The sequence below is a fragment of the Flavicella sp. IMCC45668 genome (genome assembly GCF_057219105.1).
On sequence record NZ_CM170114.1, the window covers coordinates 237,646 to 258,392 of the forward strand.

Annotated in this window: 20 protein-coding genes and 1 other RNA gene; 7 read left to right on the forward strand and 14 right to left on the reverse strand. The window is 33.2% G+C overall.

From position 1 onward, the window contains the following. Positions 1-2: 2 nt before the first annotated feature. Positions 3-1,700: a M23 family metallopeptidase gene (locus AC2DZ0_RS01105; protein ID WP_484643156.1), complete on the reverse strand. Its 1,698-nt coding sequence runs from the start codon at positions 1,698-1,700 to the stop codon at positions 3-5. A 210-nt stretch (positions 1,701-1,910) separates the two neighbouring features. On the opposite strand from AC2DZ0_RS01105, the gene AC2DZ0_RS01110 reads away from it, so the two are divergent. The 4 genes from AC2DZ0_RS01110 (at position 1,911) to rny (ending at position 4,277) form a co-directional block, all read left to right on the forward strand. Further along, positions 1,911-2,201, forward strand: a complete 291-nt coding sequence (locus tag AC2DZ0_RS01110) for a hypothetical protein (protein WP_484491192.1) — start codon at positions 1,911-1,913, stop codon at positions 2,199-2,201. Between the two features lie 10 nt (positions 2,202-2,211). Then, complete coding sequence (locus AC2DZ0_RS01115; protein ID WP_484491193.1) at positions 2,212-2,505, forward strand: cell division protein ZapA; 294 nt, start codon at positions 2,212-2,214, stop codon at positions 2,503-2,505. A 46-nt stretch (positions 2,506-2,551) separates the two neighbouring features. Then, a non-coding RNA gene (gene ssrS, locus AC2DZ0_RS01120) (6S RNA) lies at positions 2,552-2,658 on the forward strand. Between the two features lie 47 nt (positions 2,659-2,705). Further along, positions 2,706-4,277: a ribonuclease Y gene (gene rny / locus AC2DZ0_RS01125; RefSeq protein ID WP_484491194.1), complete on the forward strand. Its 1,572-nt coding sequence runs from the start codon at positions 2,706-2,708 to the stop codon at positions 4,275-4,277. A 76-nt stretch (positions 4,278-4,353) separates the two neighbouring features. Here the strand turns inward: rny and AC2DZ0_RS01130 are convergent, their stop codons facing one another. From AC2DZ0_RS01130 to AC2DZ0_RS01165, 8 genes are all read right to left on the reverse strand, one after another. After that, positions 4,354-4,548 carry a PID-CTERM protein-sorting domain-containing protein gene (locus AC2DZ0_RS01130; RefSeq protein WP_484491195.1) on the reverse strand — a complete coding sequence of 65 codons (195 nt, stop codon included), beginning with the start codon at positions 4,546-4,548 and terminating at the stop codon, positions 4,354-4,356. A 193-nt stretch (positions 4,549-4,741) separates the two neighbouring features. Then, a complete protein-coding gene (locus AC2DZ0_RS01135) occupies positions 4,742-5,290 on the reverse strand; it encodes an RNA polymerase sigma factor (RefSeq protein WP_484491196.1) in 549 nt (182 codons plus the stop codon). 10 nt (positions 5,291-5,300) lie between these two features. Beyond that, positions 5,301-6,407, reverse strand: coding sequence for a glycosyltransferase (locus AC2DZ0_RS01140; RefSeq protein ID WP_484643158.1), 1,107 nt, complete (start codon positions 6,405-6,407; stop codon positions 5,301-5,303). A 2-nt stretch (positions 6,408-6,409) separates the two neighbouring features. Then, positions 6,410-6,595 carry a membrane or secreted protein gene (locus AC2DZ0_RS01145; protein ID WP_300324913.1) on the reverse strand — a complete coding sequence of 62 codons (186 nt, stop codon included), beginning with the start codon at positions 6,593-6,595 and terminating at the stop codon, positions 6,410-6,412. 56 nt (positions 6,596-6,651) lie between these two features. Then, positions 6,652-8,445 (reverse strand): acyl-CoA dehydrogenase family protein, encoded by a 1,794-nt coding sequence (locus tag AC2DZ0_RS01150; RefSeq protein ID WP_484643160.1) that lies wholly within the window; start codon positions 8,443-8,445, stop codon positions 6,652-6,654. Positions 8,446-8,476: 31 nt separating this feature from the next. Beyond that, the gene (locus AC2DZ0_RS01155) at positions 8,477-9,661 is read right to left on the reverse strand and encodes an acetyl-CoA C-acyltransferase (RefSeq protein WP_484643161.1); all 1,185 of its coding nucleotides are present in this window, start codon (positions 9,659-9,661) and stop codon (positions 8,477-8,479) included. A 37-nt stretch (positions 9,662-9,698) separates the two neighbouring features. Further along, a complete protein-coding gene (locus AC2DZ0_RS01160; RefSeq protein ID WP_484643163.1) occupies positions 9,699-12,101 on the reverse strand; it encodes a 3-hydroxyacyl-CoA dehydrogenase/enoyl-CoA hydratase family protein in 2,403 nt (800 codons plus the stop codon). A gap of 18 nt (positions 12,102-12,119) precedes the next feature. Beyond that, complete coding sequence (locus AC2DZ0_RS01165; RefSeq protein WP_484491201.1) at positions 12,120-12,569, reverse strand: MarR family winged helix-turn-helix transcriptional regulator; 450 nt, start codon at positions 12,567-12,569, stop codon at positions 12,120-12,122. Between the two features lie 139 nt (positions 12,570-12,708). On the opposite strand from AC2DZ0_RS01165, the gene AC2DZ0_RS01170 reads away from it, so the two are divergent. The 3 genes from AC2DZ0_RS01170 to AC2DZ0_RS01180 all read left to right on the forward strand — a co-directional run bounded on the left by AC2DZ0_RS01170 (position 12,709) and on the right by AC2DZ0_RS01180 (position 16,184). After that, complete coding sequence (locus AC2DZ0_RS01170) at positions 12,709-13,638, forward strand: ABC transporter ATP-binding protein (protein ID WP_484643165.1); 930 nt, start codon at positions 12,709-12,711, stop codon at positions 13,636-13,638. A gap of 4 nt (positions 13,639-13,642) precedes the next feature. After that, the gene (locus AC2DZ0_RS01175; protein WP_484643166.1) at positions 13,643-14,959 is read left to right on the forward strand and encodes an ABC transporter permease; all 1,317 of its coding nucleotides are present in this window, start codon (positions 13,643-13,645) and stop codon (positions 14,957-14,959) included. 61 nt (positions 14,960-15,020) lie between these two features. Next, positions 15,021-16,184: a sigma-54-dependent transcriptional regulator gene (locus AC2DZ0_RS01180; protein WP_484491204.1), complete on the forward strand. Its 1,164-nt coding sequence runs from the start codon at positions 15,021-15,023 to the stop codon at positions 16,182-16,184. A gap of 41 nt (positions 16,185-16,225) precedes the next feature. Here the strand turns inward: AC2DZ0_RS01180 and AC2DZ0_RS01185 are convergent, their stop codons facing one another. From AC2DZ0_RS01185 to AC2DZ0_RS01205, 5 genes are read right to left on the reverse strand one after another with little or no spacing between them, the layout of a single operon-like run. Next, entirely contained in the window at positions 16,226-16,951 is a 726-nt protein-coding gene (locus tag AC2DZ0_RS01185; RefSeq protein WP_484643167.1) for a pseudouridine synthase, read from the reverse strand. Between the two features lie 5 nt (positions 16,952-16,956). Beyond that, the gene (locus AC2DZ0_RS01190; protein WP_484491206.1) at positions 16,957-18,108 is read right to left on the reverse strand and encodes a geranylgeranyl reductase family protein; all 1,152 of its coding nucleotides are present in this window, start codon (positions 18,106-18,108) and stop codon (positions 16,957-16,959) included. A 28-nt stretch (positions 18,109-18,136) separates the two neighbouring features. Beyond that, entirely contained in the window at positions 18,137-19,147 is a 1,011-nt protein-coding gene (locus AC2DZ0_RS01195) for an endonuclease/exonuclease/phosphatase family protein (protein ID WP_484643168.1), read from the reverse strand. After that, complete coding sequence (locus AC2DZ0_RS01200; protein ID WP_484643170.1) at positions 19,144-20,007, reverse strand: rhomboid family intramembrane serine protease; 864 nt, start codon at positions 20,005-20,007, stop codon at positions 19,144-19,146. Before AC2DZ0_RS01200 ends, AC2DZ0_RS01195 begins: the two co-directional genes overlap by 4 nt. A gap of 4 nt (positions 20,008-20,011) precedes the next feature. Further along, the gene (locus tag AC2DZ0_RS01205) at positions 20,012-20,743 is read right to left on the reverse strand and encodes a rhomboid family intramembrane serine protease (protein ID WP_484491209.1); all 732 of its coding nucleotides are present in this window, start codon (positions 20,741-20,743) and stop codon (positions 20,012-20,014) included. Positions 20,744-20,747: the final 4 nt, after the last annotated feature.

Genomic DNA, 20,747 nt, shown 5'->3' on the forward strand with positions numbered 1-20,747 from the left:
CGTTATTTTATTTGAAATGTGGAGGTAAATGTACGGGTATTTCCAACGTTATCCATAGCGATTAAATTAAATGTATGGCTCCCATTTGTTAGATTTAAATCATTAAAGTCAAAAGTAAGTTTATTTGTCTTAACATTCAACTCCATGCGTATCCATTTACCATCTATTTCACCTCGATATTTTTTTAAGCCAGATTCTTTGTCATAAACCTTTATACTAAAATAATGATATTTTGATAAATTTTGGTTTTTGTAAAAACTACATTTTTCAATAGTTGGTGGTATTTTGTCGGAATGAAGCGTAAATGAACCAAGTGATCTAGTACTTGTGGAGAATACGCTGTCATTTTTTGTTGTATTACAATAATTATAGTATTTGTTTTTTACAACACTGGCAATATACATTTTGTCTTTTTCTTCTTTTGAAAAATTACGAACATCAAAAGAGATGTAATAATTTTTATGTAATGGAATAATAGGTTTATGGATAGAAATGATAGAGTCTTTTTCTTTAATATCTAAATACATGTTGTCATAGAAAACATTCTTAGGAAACTTAAGTTTTACGTCATTTATTTGAAATACATTCTCTTTATTTTTATGGATGTAATAATCTGTACTAGCCGTTTTATCTATTAGGGTAGGAGCAGATTTGATACCTTTTATTGGAATCGTAAGTTCACTGATGTTACCAACAAAATCAGATACACGTATTTGAACCTGATAACTTTTACCATTTTCAATATTTATTTTTCCAGTGCCTAGTTTTCTATTATAAGTGCTTAATTTGTTTTCATGATGAATGTGTGTACGCTGGTATTTTCTTTTGTGTTCACCGTAATATGGGTAGTCGATAAGAAGATTTATGTATTTAGACTCATCAAAGGAAAAAGTTTCCACTTTGTGTTCGAAATTTTTGATTCCGTTTACATACATTTCAAGTTTATAGATACCATTTTTATTAAGAGCACCATCTTGTTGGTCATAGGTGTTTAGAGAAAAGCCTATGGTGCCATAAGCTTTGACTTCACTTGCTATATATGTGCCGGATGCCATATGTTTAAAATTTATGGGGATGGCTACTTTACTAGCGTTTACTGAGGAAGAATCTGTAAAGGAATAAGCTCTTAAATGGTTTATTCTTGGTCTTTTGGTGTCTTTCGGAACTAGCCCGAAATGCATTGGGTTGATTATTTTTTCAGTTTTAGTATTTCGAATTTCAAAATGTAAATGAGGAGCAATAAAACCACCGGTACTTCCAGAATATGCTATGATTTCATCTTTTAGGATTGGTAATTTATCCTTTTTTGGGAATAATTGAATTTCTTCTTTTTCAAGACGGTATTGGTTTTTTCTCACATAATCTTCAATATTTTTATTGAATTTTTTTAGATGTGCATAGACCGTTGTATAGCCATTAGGATGTGTTATATAGAGTGCTTTTCCATAGCCCCAATTAGAAACTTTAATTCTTGAAACATAGCCAGGAGCAGAGGTGTGAATTTTTAATCCTTCTTTTTGTTGTGTTTTTAGGTCCATTCCAGAGTGGAAATGAGCCGTTCTTAATTCACCAAAGGTACCAGCTAATATAATTGGTATTTCTAAAGGGTTTCTGAAATAATCCTGTGGGTATTGCGTTTGAGCGATTGTCTTGTATATCGATAAAACTAAAATAAGAGTAAATAAAATGTTGTTTTTCAAGGGTGTTTTTTTTAGAGCTAAAATACCGTTTTACTAGAAAATATAAGAATGAAAAATTATAAAAAACACATGTAATGCAGTTCTGTTTACTCTCTGTATTTGAGTGTTTTATATGTGTAATCTAAAAATCTGTATGAAAATACGTAGAAATTGTTGCGTTTTAACTTTGGAATGTTAACTTTGTAGAGATAGTTTTCGTAATTCGCACTTATGAGTATAAATTTGGAATCTGTTGATTTATTGGAAAGTAAGTTAACTACATTAGTAGAAAGATATACTTTTTTAAAAGAAGAAAATGATATTCTAATTTCCAATATTAACAAATTACAAAATTTGGTTTCTCAATTAGAAGATAAGTATAATGAGGAGCAGGAAAAATATAGGTTGCTAAAAATTGCAAAAACTATTGAAGGTAGTAGAACCGATAGCAGAGAAACAAAAAACAAAATAAATACTTTGATTCGTGAAATTGACAAGTGTATTGTTAAATTGAATCAATGAGTTCATTAAAATGGCGGAAAAAGTTAAAATCAATGTTGTGATTGGCGGTAGAACCTATCCTTTGCATGTAAACACTGCAAAAGAGGAAGAGGGTACTAGAAAAGCTGCTGATAAAATAAACAACTTAATTTTAAAATTTGAAGAAAATTATGCCGTTAGTGATAAGCAAGACGTATTAGCCATGTGTGCTTTACAATTTGCTTCTCAACTTGAGATAACAAATATTGTAGATCAAGAAAATGAACAAAAAGCTAAAGAGAAAATTGAAAAAATGCATGATATTTTAGATGCAAATTTGAGATGATTTCTTGAATAAGAGAATACTACCTACATTAGTTAATGTTTGATAAACTCAACGCAATTCCATTAAAAAGGATGAGTCTTAGTTGTAAAAGCGTGTCGATTCGATCGAATACTTGAGCCTCTAGTTAGTCCTAAACTTGTTATTTGGGAGTTTATATAAACCAACTGATGTAGGTTTTTTTATATATATAATTAATTTAAATGGAAACAACAACGATAGTAGTAGTAGCGATAGGAGCTGGTGTTGGTCTGGTAATTGGGCTTTTGATAAGCAATATCTTGCAAAAGCGAAAAGGATCATCAATAATAAAATCGGCGAAAAGAACCGCTTCAAATAGAGTAAAATCAGCACATAAAGAGGCTGAGGCTATTAAAAAAGATAAAATTTTACAAGCGAAAGAACGATTTATTGAATTGAAGGCTGAACACGAGAAAGTGGTTCAGGCAAGAGAAAAGAAAGTTGTTGATGTAGAAAAAAGAATTAGAGATAAGGAATCTCAGTTGGCATCGGAAATAGATAAAAATCGAAGATCTAACAAAGAATTAGATGCCAAACAAAAGGATTATGATTACAAACTTGAGTTTTTAGACAAAAAACAGCTCGAGGTTGAAAAGATTCACAAGAGACAGGTAGAACAATTAGAAGTTATGTCTGGTTTGTCTGCAGAGGATGCGAAGGCTGAGCTGATCAAATCGTTGAAAGATGAGGCTAAGTCTGATGCTATGTCTTACGTTCAAGATATTCTAGAGGAAGCAAAGCTTACTGCAGAGCAAGATGCTAGAAAAATTATTTTAAATACCATTCAACGAGTAGGGGTAGAACAATCTATTGAAAATTGTGTGTCTGTTTTTAATTTAGAATCAGACGATGTTAAAGGTAGAATTATTGGTAGAGAAGGTAGAAATATTAGAGCTATAGAGGCAGCTACTGGAGTAGAGATTATTGTTGACGATACACCTGAGGCAATTATTTTATCTTGTTTCGATCCGGTAAGGAGAGAGGTAGCAAGATTGTCATTACACAATTTAGTGACGGATGGTAGAATTCATCCAGCTAGGATTGAAGAAGTTGTTAAGAAAACAGAGAAACAAATAAATCAAGAAATTGTTGAGGTTGGAAAACGTACGGTAATAGATTTAGGAATTCATGGTTTACATCCAGAATTGATAAAAACGGTGGGTAGAATGAAATTCCGTTCTTCTTATGGGCAGAACTTATTACAGCACTCTAGAGAGGTAGCAAACCTATGTGCCTTAATGGCAACAGAGTTGGGGTTAAATCCAAAGATAGCCAAGAGAGCAGGATTGTTGCATGATATAGGTAAAGTGCCTGATACGGAGACAGAATTGCCACATGCTTTGTTAGGTATGCAATGGGCTGAAAAATATGGAGAGAAACCGGACGTTTGTAATGCAATTGGAGCTCACCATGATGAGATTGAAATGAAAACATTATACGCACCAATTGTTCAGGTGTGTGATGCAATTTCTGGAGCAAGACCAGGAGCTAGAAGACAGGTGCTAGACTCGTATATTCAAAGGTTAAAGGATTTAGAAGATCTTGCCTTTGGTTTTTCAGGTGTTCAAAAAGCCTATGCCATTCAAGCTGGTAGAGAATTGCGTGTGTTGGTAGAAAGTTCAAAAGTGAATGACGAGAAAGCAGCGGAGCTTTCGTTTGGAATTTCACAGAAAATTCAGAACGATATGACGTATCCTGGACAAGTTAAAGTAACTGTAATTCGTGAAACAAGAGCAGTCAATGTAGCTAAATAATTAGGTTTACAAAAGCATAAAAAAACTCCTTAATTTAATTAAGGAGTTTTTTTATGCTTTATATATTATTTGTCTATTACTTTCGTATGTTTCTTACTCCATATACCAATGCAGATGCAGCTAAAAACAGAATACCACCATCTATAGGTAGACCTGGAGGAGGAGGAGGTGGTGGTGGCCCACCAGCAAACAACTCACCTGAATTTATAAGTACTAAACTTATAAATAATATGAATGGGGTATAGTTTTTCAAGTTATTTAATTTAAACAAAACGTATGCAATTTAGATTTATCTCTTTTCCTTAGTACAAAATTATCGTATTTCCTTACGAAATACTATTATTAAGTCTCAAATTACGAGGGAATGTCTAAATACTTAACATTTGTATACTGTAAATAACGTAATTTTATTTGAAATATTATAATTTTCATAAAAAAATCATTTCATTTTTCAATAATCTCAGCTATCGTTTCGAAATTATTTCAGCAAGTAATTTTTTTGCTCTTAATAATTTCACTTTAATGTTATTTAAAGGTTCATCCAATTCTTGAGAAATTTCTTTATAAGATAACTCTTGGAAATATCTCAAATTTATGATTTGCTGATAATGTGGTTTTAGTTGTTTGATATACCTTAAAAGTTGTGCCAAATTTTGTTCAATTATTAATTGATCTTCAGGAGAGGGAGCTTCATCAGTGATATCATAAGAATCCTTTAAACCTGTATTGAGTGAGATTGTAGGAGTTTTAGATTTTCGATATTCATCTATTTGAATATTTCTAGAAATGGTTATAATCCATGATTTAAAGCTATATTTTTCGTCAAACAGCTCTAGCTTGTCAAAGGCTTTGGAAAAGGTTTGAATGGTGATATCTTCAGCTTCATTTTCATTGCTCGTTTTGGCAAGTTGAAATCTATAGATATCATTCCAATAATGATTTAAAAGTGCTTTGTAGGAAGATTGTTCTCCATTTTTAGCTCTTTTAATATGAGTTAAAATATCGTTTTCCATATAACCGAGTTCATTTCCAATTCTTTGGAGTAGAGATTGTGTTTTTTAAATATATGTATAATTGGGTGAAAATTAATGAGATTTCTAAAAAAGGAATCCAAATTATGATATCGTGTTGTTTTAGTTTTTTTGAAAAGATACCGAACGAGACATATAAAATAATATATCGAAAAAGTAAAGGAATCAAGAACAGCTTTATATCGGATACAAACGGAATTAGAATAAATGGTGATACTATTGTAAGGATTTGGGTAAGGTAAAAGAGACCTAATAACATTTTGTGCGAAGTTTTATAGAAACTTGCTGTTGAGATATGCCTTCTTTTTTGCAAAACCCAATCTTTAAAATTAGTTTTTGGTATGGAGACCGTACTGCTGTCGATGGATAAAGAAATTTCAGTATTTAATTGATTAGCAACTTCATTAATAAATAAATCATCATCTCCTGATTTAATTTTTATATGTTTTATAAAACCATTGACTTTGAAAAATTCTTGTTTGGTATAAGCTAGATTTCTGCCCACTCCCATGTATGGAATTCCTAGTTTAGCATAAGAGAAGTATTGTAAGGCGGTAAGTAGGGTTTCATATCTAATGATTTTGTTTAAAAAAGATGAATTAGTTTTTTCATATCCTCCATAGCCAAGAACAATAGATTTTTTTTCTGAAAATTTAGAAGCCATCTGTTCAATCCAATTTTCACTAGCAGGATAACAGTCGGCATCAGTAAATAATAAATGTTCGTATTTGGCAGCCTTAATACCTAATGTTAATGCGTATTTTTTATTTCCCCAAAAATTTTCACATTCTTCAACGTTTACAATTTTAATATTTAAATTTTCTTGTGAAAGTTCATGAATGACTTCGTCTGTGTTATCTGTAGAACGGTCATTTATAAGGACTAATTCAAACGGTGCATTATATTTTTGATTAAGTATAAGTGGAACAAATCTCTTTAAATTGTCGGCTTCGTTTTTGGCACAAACAACAACAGAAATAGGAGGACTATTTCTGTTGTTATTCTGCTTAGCCTCCGATAGAGGAGTTAAAAATATAAGGTAATACAAACACTGTAAAACGATGACCACATAAAAAGCAATCAATAAATAATCAAGCATATTTATTTGTTTTCACAATCTTCTGGCATTTTACCACAAAATCCACAAGGTTCTCCTTTTTCATTAAAATTGGAGTTTTGACTAGCACAAGTTCCAGCAAATTTACCATCCTTTTTAGCCCATATTTTAATTGCAATTCCAGCAAAGGCAAGTGCAAGTAAAATAAATGTTATTATTGCTAATTTCATATAAAAAATATTTGTTGCAAAGATAATTAAATCTTCTTTAAGCAACTATTTTAGGGTTAAAAAGAGTACTGGTTTTCTTCAATCATTTTTTTTGCGATTCGCCTTCTTAGTTCAACAATATTTGGAAAATTACTGTATTTGGTAAAACGTTTTAATCCCATTAATAACATTTTTTGTTCATCTCCAGATGTAAACGAAATAATAGCTTCTTTTCCCTGCTTATTTATTTTTTCAACTGCATTATATAAGTTTAATTGAGCCATTGCTATTTGGGATTCGCATTCAGATTCTGATGTTTTTGATACTAGTTTTTCTGCTTTGAGAATTGTTGATTCTGCCATATATATTTCAATCATAATATCTGAAGCAGCAGAAATAATTTGTTGTTGTGACTCTAGTTCCATACCAAATGTTTCAACTGCCTTACCTGCAATCATCAAAAAGGTTTTCTTTAACTTTTCAATAATTTCTTTTTCTTCTGAGAAAAGTATTGAATAATCAGGAGTATCAAAAGAAGGTATAGCCATTAAATCATTAGCAACAGTCATGGCAGGAGTAATTAAATCTAATTCTCCTTTGAACGCTTTTTTTAAGAGCATTCCTACACTTAATAGACGGTTAATTTCATTTGTTCCTTCGTATATTCTTCCAATTCTAGCATCCCTCCAGGCAGATTCCATCGGAGTGTCTTGTGAGAATCCCATACCTCCAAATACCTGTATTCCTTCATCTGTTACATATTGTGCAGTTTCCGATGCATATACTTTTAGTAAGGCACATTCTATGGCATATTCTTCTACACCCTTAAGTTCTGCTTCTTGGTGTGTACTTCCTGATGAGATATATTCATCTATTTTATTTTGAATGTCCTTTGCAGCACGATAACTTCCAGATTCAGTAACAAAAGTTTTAGTAGCCATTTCAGCTAATTTATACTGGATGGCACCAAAACTAGAGATTGGGGTTTTAAATTGTTGTCTTTCATTTGCGTATTTAACAGCTTCGGTACTTACTCTTCTACAAGCATCTAAGCAGGCTGCAGCTAATTTTATTCTTCCAACATTTAATGAGTTTAAGGCAATCTTAAAACCTTTGCCTCTTTCTGAAAGCATATTTTCTACTGGTACCATAGTATCATTGTAAAATACCTGACGGGTAGAAGAGGCCTTGATTCCTAATTTGTGTTCTTCTTCACCTAAGGTGATACCATTAGGATTTTCTGAATCGTATTCAACAATAAAAGCGGTAATGTTTTTGTCGTCTTCAATTCGAGCAAAAACAATCATTAAGCTACAGAAACCGGCATTGGAAATCCACATTTTTTGCCCATTTATTTTATAGTGCTTACCATTTTCGGATAAAACAGCCTTCGTTTTTCCGGAGTTTGCATCACTACCAGCACCAGGTTCTGTTAAACAATAGGATCCAAACCATTCTCCACTAGCCAGCTTGGGTACATATTTTTGTTTTTGTTCTTCTGTTCCATAAAGTAATATGGGCATTGTTCCAATCCCAGTATGTGCGCCATAAGCAGTTGCTAACGAACCACTAGATCCAGAAATATAATCACAAACTAACATAGTTGAAATAAAGCCCATTCCCATTCCTCCATATTGCTCAGGCACTGAAATGCTTAAAAGTCCCATTTCAGCAGCTTTCTTCATTATTTCTTCCGTAAAAGCATAGTCGGATTTTTCAAACCTTTCTTTATGTGGCCAAACTTCCTTGTCAACAAATTCTTTGACAGATTCTTTCATCATTTGTTGTTCCTCAGAAAAATCCTCAGTGATAAATATATCTGCTGCTTTTGTTGTTTTTAATAAAAACTCTCCTCCTTTTATTGTACCCATGGTTTATGTTTTGTTTAGTTTGTAATTCAGTTTATTTTAAGAACTCATATACTCCAGCAGCTCCTTGTCCTGTTCCAACACACATGGTAACCATACCATATTTGTTTTTCCTTCTTCTCATTTCATTAAAAAGCTGCACAGATAATTTGGCTCCTGTACATCCCAATGGATGTCCAAGTGAAATGGCACCTCCATTTACATTCACGATATCCTGGTTTAGTCCTAGTTCTCTAATAACTGCCAACGACTGTGAAGCAAAAGCTTCATTTAATTCAATAAGGTCAATATCATTCAAATTTAAGCCAGCCCTATCCAAAGCCTTAGGAATAGCCTTAACAGGACCAATTCCCATTATTTTCGGAGGAACTCCAGCTACTGCAAAAGAAACCATTCTTGCAATAGGCTCTAAATTCAGTTCTTTAACCATTGCTTCACTCATTACTAAAACAAAGGCTGCTCCATCACTCATTTGTGAGGAGTTTCCTGCGGTAACACTTCCATCCGCAGCAAAAACAGGTCTTAATTTAGAGAGGGCTTCCTTTGAGGTACCTCGTCTAGGGCCTTCATCTGTTTTGACTTCATAACTCTTGGTTTGTTTTTTTCCGGATTCATCAATGAATATTTCTTCTATATTTATAGGAACAATATCATCCTCAAAGATGTTTTTATCCAGGGCGTTTAATGCTTTTTGATGAGAATTGAATGCAAATTCATCTTGATCTTCACGTGAGACTTTAAATTGATGAGCGACAGCTTCTGCTGTTAAACCCATTCCCCAATAATAATCTTCATGCCCTTCTGCCGCTGCTTTGTAGTTGGGTACCGGTCTATATCCTCCCATCGGTATGTAACTCATACTTTCTACACCTCCAGCTATTATGCAGTCTGCCATTCCAGATTGGATTTTTGCAGCAGCAATACTAATAGTTTCTAAACCAGAGGCACAGTATCTATTTACTGTCATTCCTGCAACGGTATCAATTTTTAAACCCATTAAGGATACTAAACGTCCCATATTAAGGCCTTGTTCTGCTTCTGGCATTGCATTTCCTACAATTACATCATCAATTCTAGATTTATCGAGTTCCGGTGTGTTTTTTAATAGATGTTCTATGGTTTCAGCAGCCAATTCATCTGGTCTTTTAAAACGGAAAAGTCCTTTTGGTGCTTTTCCCACGGCCGTTCTGTATCCTTGTACTATATATGCTGTTTTCATTTTTTTTAGTTTTTTAATGATTGGAAGGTTCCGTGAATTAGTTTCTTAATGGTTTTCCTGTTTTTAGAGTATGTTGGATTCTTTCTAAAGTTTTTCTTTCGCCTAGAAGGGACAGAATTGCTTCTCGTTCTAAATCCAATAAATATTGTTCACTTACGTAACTCGGTTCAGATAAATCTCCACCTGCCATAATGTACCCAAGTTTATTTGCGATTTTTTTATCATGTTCTGAGGCATAATGCCCTTTTTCTAAACTATCGGTTCCAACTCTGAACATTCCCAAAACTTGTTGTCCTAAAACTTTCACCTTTTTAGGAGTCGGTTGCGTATAACCATCTTCTAACATTTGAAGAGCATATCTTTTTGCTGTTGCGATTTGTCTTTGTTCATTCACTACCACCATATCTTTGCCTTTTTGATAAAATCCGAGATCAAAAGCTTCATGTGCAGAAGTAGCCACTTTAGCCATTGCTATATTTATGAAACTATCTCTGAGGCGGTTTAACTTCACATCATCTTTTAAAAACTCTTCAGATGCTCTTAAAGTCATTTCTTTGGTACCGGCTCCTGCTGGAATAATTCCTACACCAAACTCGACAAGTCCAGTATATGTTTCCGCAGCTGCAATTACCTTGTCTACATGCATGCTCATTTCACAGGCTCCTCCAAAGGTCATCCCTCTCGGCGTTAATAAGGTAGGAACGGAAGAGTATCTTAGTCTCATTACAGTATCTTGGAATAGTTTAGTTGCCATGTTTAATTCATCATACTCTTGTTCTATGGCTAATAAAAATGCCATTGCTAGATTTGCTCCAACAGAAAAATTGGCAGCCTGATTTCCTAAAATAACAGCTTCATACTCTTGTTCAGCAAGATCAATTCCTTTGTTGATGGCTTGTAAAACACCACCTCCGATTGTGTTCATTTTAGATTGGAATTCTACATTCAGAATTCCATCGCCTAAATGCTGGATGGAAGCTTCTTTATTAGACCATATAGTACTGTTTTCTCTAATATGATTTAAAATGATAAATGAATCTTGTCCGGGTTTCTTTTTGTTTTGTTGGGATGGAATATCATAATAATTCTCGATTCCATTAGTCACAGAATAGAAAGATTTTTGTCCTCCTTTGAGCATTTCTGCTACCCAATTATTTAATTGTAGTCCTTCCTTTTCAATTAATTCGATCCCTTTTTCGACACCGATAGCATCCCAAATTTGAAAAGGACCATGTTCCCAACCGAATCCAGCTTTCATGGCATCGTCAATTCTAAATAGCTCATCTGAAACTTCAGGAATTCTATTAGCACTGTAAGCAAACAAAGCGGCAAATGTTTTTCTATAAAACTCAGCAGCCTTATCCTTTCCTTTTATCAATACAGCAAAACGATCAATCACATTGGAAATAGATTTTGTAGAATCTAAAGTGTTGAATTTAATTTTCTGTGCAAGCGAATATTCAAAGGTATCTAAGTTTAAGGCATGAATTTCTTTTTTGCCTTTTTCAGAAATCACTTTTTTGTAAAAACCTTGTTTGCTTTTATTTCCTAGCCATTGGTTTTCCATTAATTTCTTTACAAAATCAGGTAATTCAAATAGATCATGAGCTTCATCTGTTGGGCAATTTTTATGTAGACCTTCTGCTACATGAACAAGGGTGTCTAAACCAACAACATCCACAGTTCTAAAGGTAGCAGACTTTGGACGTCCAATAACGGGACCAGTTAATTTATCTACTTCTTCTACAGTCAATCCAAGTTCTTTTACAATGTGAAAAAGACTCATAATTCCAAATATTCCTATTCGGTTTCCAATGAAGGCTGGAGTATCTTTGGCTAAAACAGAGGTTTTCCCTAAAAATTTTTCTCCATATCCCATTAAAAAATCAATAATTTCTGGTTTGCAGGATGGCCCTGGTACCACTTCAAACAATTTTAAATATCTAGGTGGATTGAAGAAATGAGTGACCGCAAAATGATTCTGAAAATCTTCGCTACGACCCTCATTCATAAAACTGATGGGAATCCCAGACGTGTTTGAACTTATAATTGTACCAGGTGTCCTGTGCTTTTCAATTAATTCAAATACCTTTTGCTTGATATCCAAACGCTCAACAACAACTTCTATGATCCAATCCACAGAGGCTATTTTTGAAATATCATCTTGCAAGTTTCCTGTTTTTATTCTCGAGGCGAACTCTTTTTTATAAATAGGAGATGGTTTTGATTTTAATGAGGTTGTTAGGCTATGATTGACAATTCGGTTTCTAACAACTTTAGACTCAAGCTTAAGTCCTTGCGACTTTTCTTTTTCGTTCAATTCTTTTGGAACAATGTCTAATAAAAGTACTTCTACCCCTATATTGGCAAAGTGGCATGCGATTCCAGACCCCATGATTCCTGAGCCAATAACGGCAATCTTTTTAATGTGCTTTTTCATTTGATTGAGTTTACTTGCTTATTGTTTAGTATTGAATATTAATTTTTTGGAAACTAATTCTTGAATTGTTTCAGTGACTTCAAAAAAGTGCTTTAGTTTGAAATCTGAAATATTGTCTTTAATCATATCATTAAATTGTAGAACACTTTGCTTAGAGGTTTCCCTTTTTTCTATGCCAAATTCAGTGAGTTTAATCAAAACACCTCGTCCGTCTTCTGGATTTTTTTCTCGGTAGATCAATCCTTTTTCTTCCATTTTTTTTATGAGTCGAGAAAGGCTCGTGGGCTCCATGCCCATTTTTGGACCAAGAGATGTAGAGGGGGTTCCTTTGTCAAAATCTATATTTAGTAATAGAAATCCAGTAGCCATAGTGCTTCCATAAGTGGCTGCTTCTTCGTTATACATCTTAGCTACGGTTTGCCAAGTTGCTCTTAATTGATGATCTATGGATTTATTTTTTGTTGGCATTTAAAAATATTTAATAAATTATATTATGCATGCACAGTAAATATATGAATTTATTTCGATAGAAAACAAAATTATCTGTTAAATAAAAAGGGCTTTTAATTTTTGATATATTTGAATCCTATCTTTAAAATACAAAAAATTGCTACAAATAAATAATGTGAGTAAATTTTATGGTAGTTATACTGCCTTAGATGATATTTCTTTTTCTATACCGAAAGGTTCGGTTTTTGGTCTATTGGGGCCAAACGGAGCAGGAAAAACTTCTTTGATTAGAATATTGAATCAAATTGTTCTTGCAGATAAAGGAACCGTATTATTGGATGGTGAAGAGTTAAATCAAAGCCATATTTCGCAAATAGGTTATTTGCCGGAAGAAAGAGGTTTGTATAAATCAATGAAGGTAGGTGAGCAAGCCATGTACTTGGCGCGATTGAAAGGGATGTCTAAGCAAGATGCTAAAGAAAAGCTTTTGATTTGGTTTGAAAAATTTGGAATTACTGATTGGTGGGATAAAAAAATTCAAGAATTATCAAAAGGTATGGCCCAAAAGGTACAGTTTATTGTTACTGTTTTACATGAACCTAAACTTTTGATATTTGACGAACCCTTTAGTGGATTTGACCCTGTAAATGCAGAATTGATTGCGAATGAGATTTTAGAACTAAAAGAGAACGGAACGACCATTATTTTTTCGACGCACAGAATGGAGTCTGTAGAGAAAATGTGTGATTATATTGTATTGATTCATAAATCGAAGAAAATTCTGGAAGGAAAACTGCTCGATTTACAGAAGAAATATAGATCCGATCTTTTTGAAATTGCTGTAAAAACCGATCATGAGGAAGATATAATGATTGCTTTGTCTAAAGAATATAATGTTCAACCTGCAAATTTTCAAACGTTGTATGACGATACCAGATTGATAGTGAAATTGGAGGAGGGGCAATCAAGGGATGTCCTATTTGAAAAAATTAAGACGTATGGAACAGTGACACATTTTTTAGAACAAATCCCCACAATGAATTCAATTTTTATGAAGGCTGTGTCAAATAAAAAGATAAATGTATAGTGGTATGGAAAAACTGAAACTGATCATTTATCGGGAGTTTCTGACTAAGGTGAGAAATAAGTCTTTTATCATTCTTACTTTTTTGAGTCCTTTTTTAGTTATTGGAATGGGATTGTTGATTGCTTATTTGACAAAAGTAAACGAATCTAATATTAAGGAGATTGTTATTGTTGATAATTCGGAGCTTGGAATAAGTAAAGATTTCAATGATACTGAAACAGTGTATTATATGGATCTTACCAAAGTAGGAATAGAGAAATGTAAGACATTGGTTGAAGAAGCTAAATATGATGGATTGTTATTTTTACCATCAGACTACACTAATTTAAAAGATTTATCTGAAAGTATTGAGTTTTATTCAATAGATGCTCCCAATTTGATGTTCATAAAAGGCATTGAAGAAAAGATAGCGAATAGATTAAAATTTTCTCACTTGAAAGCTATTGGTATTCAACCAAAGACTATAAAAAATGCGAGTTATCAGGTGAGTATGCATCAAATAAACTTTTCAGGTGGTAAGTCTTCAAAATTGGGAAGTGGTATAAAAATTGGACTTGGAATGGCTGCAGGTTATTTAATAATGATGTTTATAGTAGTCTACGGGAACTCAGTGATGAGATCTGTAATTGAAGAGAAAACAAGTAGAATTATTGAAGTAATAATTTCTTCGGTACAACCGTTTCAACTTTTAATGGGAAAAATAATAGGGAATGCTTCGGCAGGTTTATTACAGTTTCTTATCTGGGGAGTATTGCTGATAACCTTTAGTTTCGGTGCTTCGTTTTTTCTTGGAATTGATTTAATGGCAGTGCAATCAAATGAAATAATGAATTCTAATATTTCTATGCCATCTGGTCAAATAAATGATATTGTTAAAGTGGTCCGTGAAGTGTTGGATTTACCGTTGATAAGCATGTTTTTTCTGTTTATATTTTATTTTATTGCAGGTTTCTTTTTATACAGTTCAATCTATGCGGCAATAGGAGCGGCTGTAGATAGTGAAACAGATACACAACAATTTATGTTACCCGTTATTATTCCATTGATTTTAGGAGTCTATGTTGGTTTTGCAGCCGTTATTAGTGACCCACACGGACCTGTTGCGACAACATTTTCAATGATACCATTTACCTCTCCTATAGTAATGATGATGCGTATTCCTTTTGGAGTGGCATGGTACGAGATAATCCTATCAATGTTTGTTTTAGTAATTACATTTGTTGGGATAGTATATGTGGCTGCAAAAATTTACAAAATAGGAATATTGATGTATGGTAAAAAACCTAGCTATAAAGATTTATACAAATGGCTTAAATATTAATAATAATTGAGAAAGTTTTGTTAGGTTTGAGTTTGAAAACTATTAAAAGAAATCCATTTAAATGAGTAATATATTAATAATTGAAGATGAAGCAGCAATACGTAGAGTATTGACTAAGATTATCAGTGAAGAAAATGATGCTTACCATGTTGAAGAGGCTGAGAATGGATTGATAGGACTTGAAAAAGTAATGGAAAAAGAGTATGATTTGATTCTTTGTGATATTAAAATGCCTAAAATGGATGGTGTTGAGGTGTTAGAGAAATTAAAGAAAATTAAATCTCAAGTTCCGGTTATTATGATTTCTGGGCATGGAGATTTGGATACTGCTGTGGAAACGATGAGACTAGGTGCATTTGATTATATCTCAAAACCGCCAGATTTAAATCGTTTGTTAACAACGGTCAGGAATGCACTAATGAGTAATAATCTTATAGTTGAAAATACTCGTCTTAAGAAAAAGGTTAGTAAAAAGTACGAAATGATTGGTGAAAGCGAGGCTATTTCACATATCAAAACAATGATAGAAAAAGTAGCCGCCACGGATGCAAGAGTCTTGGTTACTGGTCCAAATGGAACAGGAAAAGAATTAGTGGCTCATTGGTTGCATGAGAAAAGTGATCGATCTAAGGCTCCAATGGTTGAGGTAAATTGCGCCGCTATTCCTTCTGAATTAATAGAAAGTGAATTGTTTGGTCATGTAAAGGGATCCTTTACGGGAGCAAATAAAGATAGAGCAGGGAAATTTGAAGCAGCGAACAATGGAACAATTTTTCTAGATGAGATAGGGGATATGAGTTTGTCTGCTCAAGCAAAAGTTCTTAGAGCTTTACAAGAAAGTAGAATTAGTAGAGTTGGAAGCGACAAGGATATAAAAGTTAATGTGAGAGTGGTAGCGGCAACAAATAAAGATTTAAAAAAAGAGATTGCTGAAGGAAGGTTTAGAGAAGATCTTTACCATAGGTTAGCTGTTATTTTAATAAAAGTTCCTGCATTAAATGATAGGAGGGATGATATCCCTCTTTTGGTTAATTATTTTGCCAAAATCTTGGCAGGGGAACAAGGCTTACCCGTAAAGAGTTTTTCAGCGAAGGCGATAGATTTGCTCAAGGCTTATGATTGGACTGGAAATATACGTGAATTACGTAATGTAGTGGAGCGTTTGATGATTCTTGGAGCTTCTGAGGTTTCTGAAGAAGATGTAAAATTGTTTGCAAGTAAATAAAATTAAAAACCCCATTTCTATTTAGAAATGGGGTTTTTAATTTAAGAAGCTTCTTCTGTTTTACTAGAATTCCCAACCAATTTATTGATGGTTAAAAGTTCATCTCTAGTAAAAGCTCTGTATTTACCAGGTTTGATATTATTCAAACGGATATTCATGATTCTTACCCGTTTCAGTTTCTTGACTTCATATCCAAGGTACTCGCACATACGTCTAATTTGACGATTCAAACCTTGTGTTAGAATAATTTTGAAGGTATACTCATTGATTTTCTCAACGAAACATTTATCGGTAATCGTATCTAAAACAGGTATTCCGTTTCCCATTTTTTTTATAAAGCTTTCTGTGATTTTTTTGTCTACAGTCACAATATATTCTTTTTCATGGTTGTTTTTAGAACGTAAAATTTTATTTACGATATCACCATCATTGGTCATGAAAATTAAACCTTCACTAGGTTTGTCGAGTCTACCCACAGGGAATATCCTTTCAGGATAATTCATGTAGGTAATAATATTTCCTCTAATTTTTGTGTCTGTTGTGCAAGTAATCCCAACAGGTTTATTAAATGCTAAATAAATATTTTCTACTTCTTTGGTGATCATTTGGCCGTGAACCATGATAGTATCCTTTGAAGTTACCTTTACACCAAGACCAACAGTTTCACCATTCACTTTAACGTGTCCGTCTTCAATTAATTTATCAGCGGCACGTCTTGAACAATATCCAGTTTCAGAAATAGCTTTGTTAAGTCTTTTGGTTTCCATGGGCTCTAGATCTTGAATTTATCGAAAATGGCACCTTTAATTTTTTCACCAATTCTTGCTTTTATATCCGTTGGATATGATCTTTCTCCCATAAAAACATCCGTCATAGCTTCACAAAAACGAGGTCCATACATCTTCATTAAAAAGTGACGTGCTTTTTCGTTTTCATAGAATAATTTAGCTAAGTATACTCCTGTTTTTAATTCAGGAAGTAATACTTTACTAAGTTTTGCCTCGAACAATTCTTCCGTTTTACTGCTATCTAATTTTGCTTCAATAATAGATTCAGCAGCCATTACACCTGTCAAAATTGCATTAGAGATACCTTCTGCAGTTACTGGATCTGCGAAACCGGCAGCATCACCTACAAGTAATACGTTTTTTCTAAAATACCCATCCTCTCTCGGGGTAACAGGGATTTGGAATCCATGAAATTGTTCGTTTACAATTTTTTCGATTCCCAGTGTTTTTAAATATTCTTGGTAGTGCTTTTTTAGATCTATTTTTGTTCTGCGTGCTGAAGCCACTCCAATAGATAAATGGTTTTTCTTAGGGAAAGACCATCCGTATCCTAGGGGAACAGCATCAAAATCAAAACGAACTTCTTTAGAGAGTCTTTCGAAGTCTTCAGGAGAAACTTCCACCTCGTATTCTAAGGCGGGAATAAGATATCTTGTTTCTTCCCAACCTGTTAATTTTGCTGTCGGACTCAATGCTCCGTCTGCTGCGATTACAAATTTAGATTGAAGGTCACCTTTGGAAGTGTGTAATGTAATAACATCTCCAAAAGTCATGTCTTTTAATTTATGGTCTTCCAAAAGAGTGATCCCTGCTTTTTTAGCTTTTTCAACAATTAAATTATCAAAATCATCACGCATGATCATGCTAATAATAGGCTCTTCTCTTTCTGAAGTTAAATGAATTCCGGCTTTGTCAAAATAAATATCAATTTTATTGAACTCTCTTTCAACTACAGAACTTACATCAAACGGCATGTTTCTTCTACCTCTATAGACAAAACCACCTCCACAGGTTTTATATCTAGGGAGTGTTTCTTTTTCAATAAGTACCACAGAAATTCCGTTTTCTGCCAGTTTTAATGCAGCTGAAGCACCTGAAGGTCCACTTCCTATAACTGCAACATCAAATGTTTTCATAATTCGGTTTTTTGCAAATGTATTAATTTCAAAGAGTTATTCTAGTCATTATTGGGTAATGATCAGAATAATTTACTTTGTGTGTTTTAAAATCATGTATATCTATGCTGGGATCTGTTAAGATAAAGTCGATACGAAATGGAAATATATAATCAAATGATTTTCCAAAGCCATTACCAGCTTCAATAAATGCATCTTTTTTGTTTCTACTAAGTTCTTTATAGACCCATGAAAAAGCGGTATTGTTAAAATCTCCCAGAAATATATTTTTATGAGGAGAGTTTTTTACATGCTTCAGTATTTTTTCAACTTGAGTTTGCTGTTTGACAAATCTAGTCGTAAATTTTTTCAATAATTTTTCAGAATCCTTTTCACCGAAATTCTCTTTGTTTTTATCGATGCTAAATGATTGTAAGTGTATGTTGTATATTCTAAGGGTATCTTGTTTTACAATGATATCAGCAAAAATAGCGTTGTTGCCAGAGTGCGTAAACTCTAAGGAGCCTTTCTTGATTATTCTGTATTTGGAATAAATAGCTTGACTTGCTTTCGAGCCTTTGTTTTTAAGAATGTATTTATATGGAAAATCAAGTTGAATGTCCTTCTTTTGAAAATATTCTTGAAAGGAAATAATATCAGGAGATTTGATATTGATAAACTCGTATATGTTTTTGTCTAGGTCATTTTTCTTAGACCATTTGTAAGCATTAAAAAGGCGAACGTTATAAGACATTATTTTGATAGTCTCCACATCAGTAGCTGGCTTAGAATTTCCAAACTGTACAAAAGCATTGATATGCTGAAAACCGATACCTAAAATTAACAGAGACAAGAAAAATTGCTTTTTCATTGTTACGATCCAGTAAATAAAAAATGCAGCATTAATTATGATAAGCACAGGCATTCCTAAGCTAAATACAGAGATTGTGGCTGTTACTTCTGGAGGGACATATGGGATTATATAGGAAGCAAGTAAAAAAAATGCTGCTAGAGAATTTAAAAAAAACAGTATTTTATCTAAGAAGGAAAGGTTTTTCATGAATTCTTTTTTCCTTGTTTGAACAACAAATTTTTTTCTTCCTGATTTAAAGAATCATAACCAGATTTGCTAATCTTGTCTAAAATGGCATCGATTTGCTGTTGATTCGTTTTAACAGGTTTTGTAACAGATTTTTCCTTCGCTTTTTTTCGTTTCGCTTTGTAAACAGTTCTTAAAGTACTTTTTCTTGTAAATAAAGAACTAAAAGGATTGTTTATTTTGAAAGATAAAGCACCTTTTCTAATCTGGCTCATATAAATTAAACCAAATAAAGCTCCACCTAAATGTGCTAAATGACCACCTGCATTGCCACTCGGAATTTGAATTAAATCCAGTCCGACAAAAAAGGCTGCGAGCTTCCATAGTTTGACAAAACCAATAAATCTAATGTTGATTTCATAATTGGGAATGTAAGTAGCAATTCCGATAAATATCGCCATTACTGCAGCACTGGCGCCAACTAGGGTGGCATTTGTGGTTTGTAATGCAGGGAAAATAGTATAGCTAACTAAATAAAGCAATCCACCAAAAACGGTTCCAAATAAATAAAAACTCAATAGTTGTTTTTGAGTAAAATAATCAATAAACAGATTTCCTATGTAGTAAAGAAAAATTAAGTTGAATAATATATGTATAAAGTCTAGATGAAGAAAACCGTATGAAATAACAGTCCAAGGCCTTGTTAGAAAATAATCTATGTTGGAGGGCATAGAAAACCAATCCATCACAATATTCGAGTTGGACTCAAAAAAAGAACCAAAAGAATTTAAAAGAAATGTCAATAGAAATACGCCAACATTTATATAGATGAGTTTTTCTACTATAGTTCCTTGATTGTATTTATTTAGATACTTGTTCATATGATTAATCCCAGCGTTTGAATTGATTGTTTTTCCAGTACCAAGCAATAATAAAACCGATTAAGGCACCTCCAATATGAGCAAAATGCGCTACGTTTCCAATAGAATATTTGGTAACCCCAAAGAATAAATCTCCAAGGATCATCACTGGTATAAAATATTTTGCAGCGATGGGTACCGGAAAGAATATCAAAGCTAATTTAGATTCAGGGAAAGATAATCCAAATGCAACTAACACCCCATAAATGGCTCCAGAAGCCCCGACGGCAGGTGTGTGATATAAACTGAAAAATTCACTTAAAGCTTCATTTGATAAACTAACCATATTGGCATTATATTTACCCGTATCTAAAAGGTTCTGGATATCACCACTACTTAAGCCATCAGAAATTAATTGTTCGTAGAATCCATTGAATTGATAATAATTGACAGCGGTATAAATCAATCCAGCTCCAATTCCTGCTGAGAAATAGAAAAATAAAAATTTATTTCTACCCCACATTTGTTCCAAAGGTGTCCCAAATGCCCAAAGTCCATACATATTAAACAAGATATGTGAAAAACTCCCGTGCATAAATATATGCGTAAGATATTGCCAAACCCCAAACTCAGGATTTCCTGGAAAGTGCAGTGCGAAAAGAGTTTGCAAATCAATTCCTTTGAAAAATTGAGGTGCGATGAATAAAATGACATTGATGATAATCAAATGCTTTATGCTTTCTGTAATTCTACCCATGTTA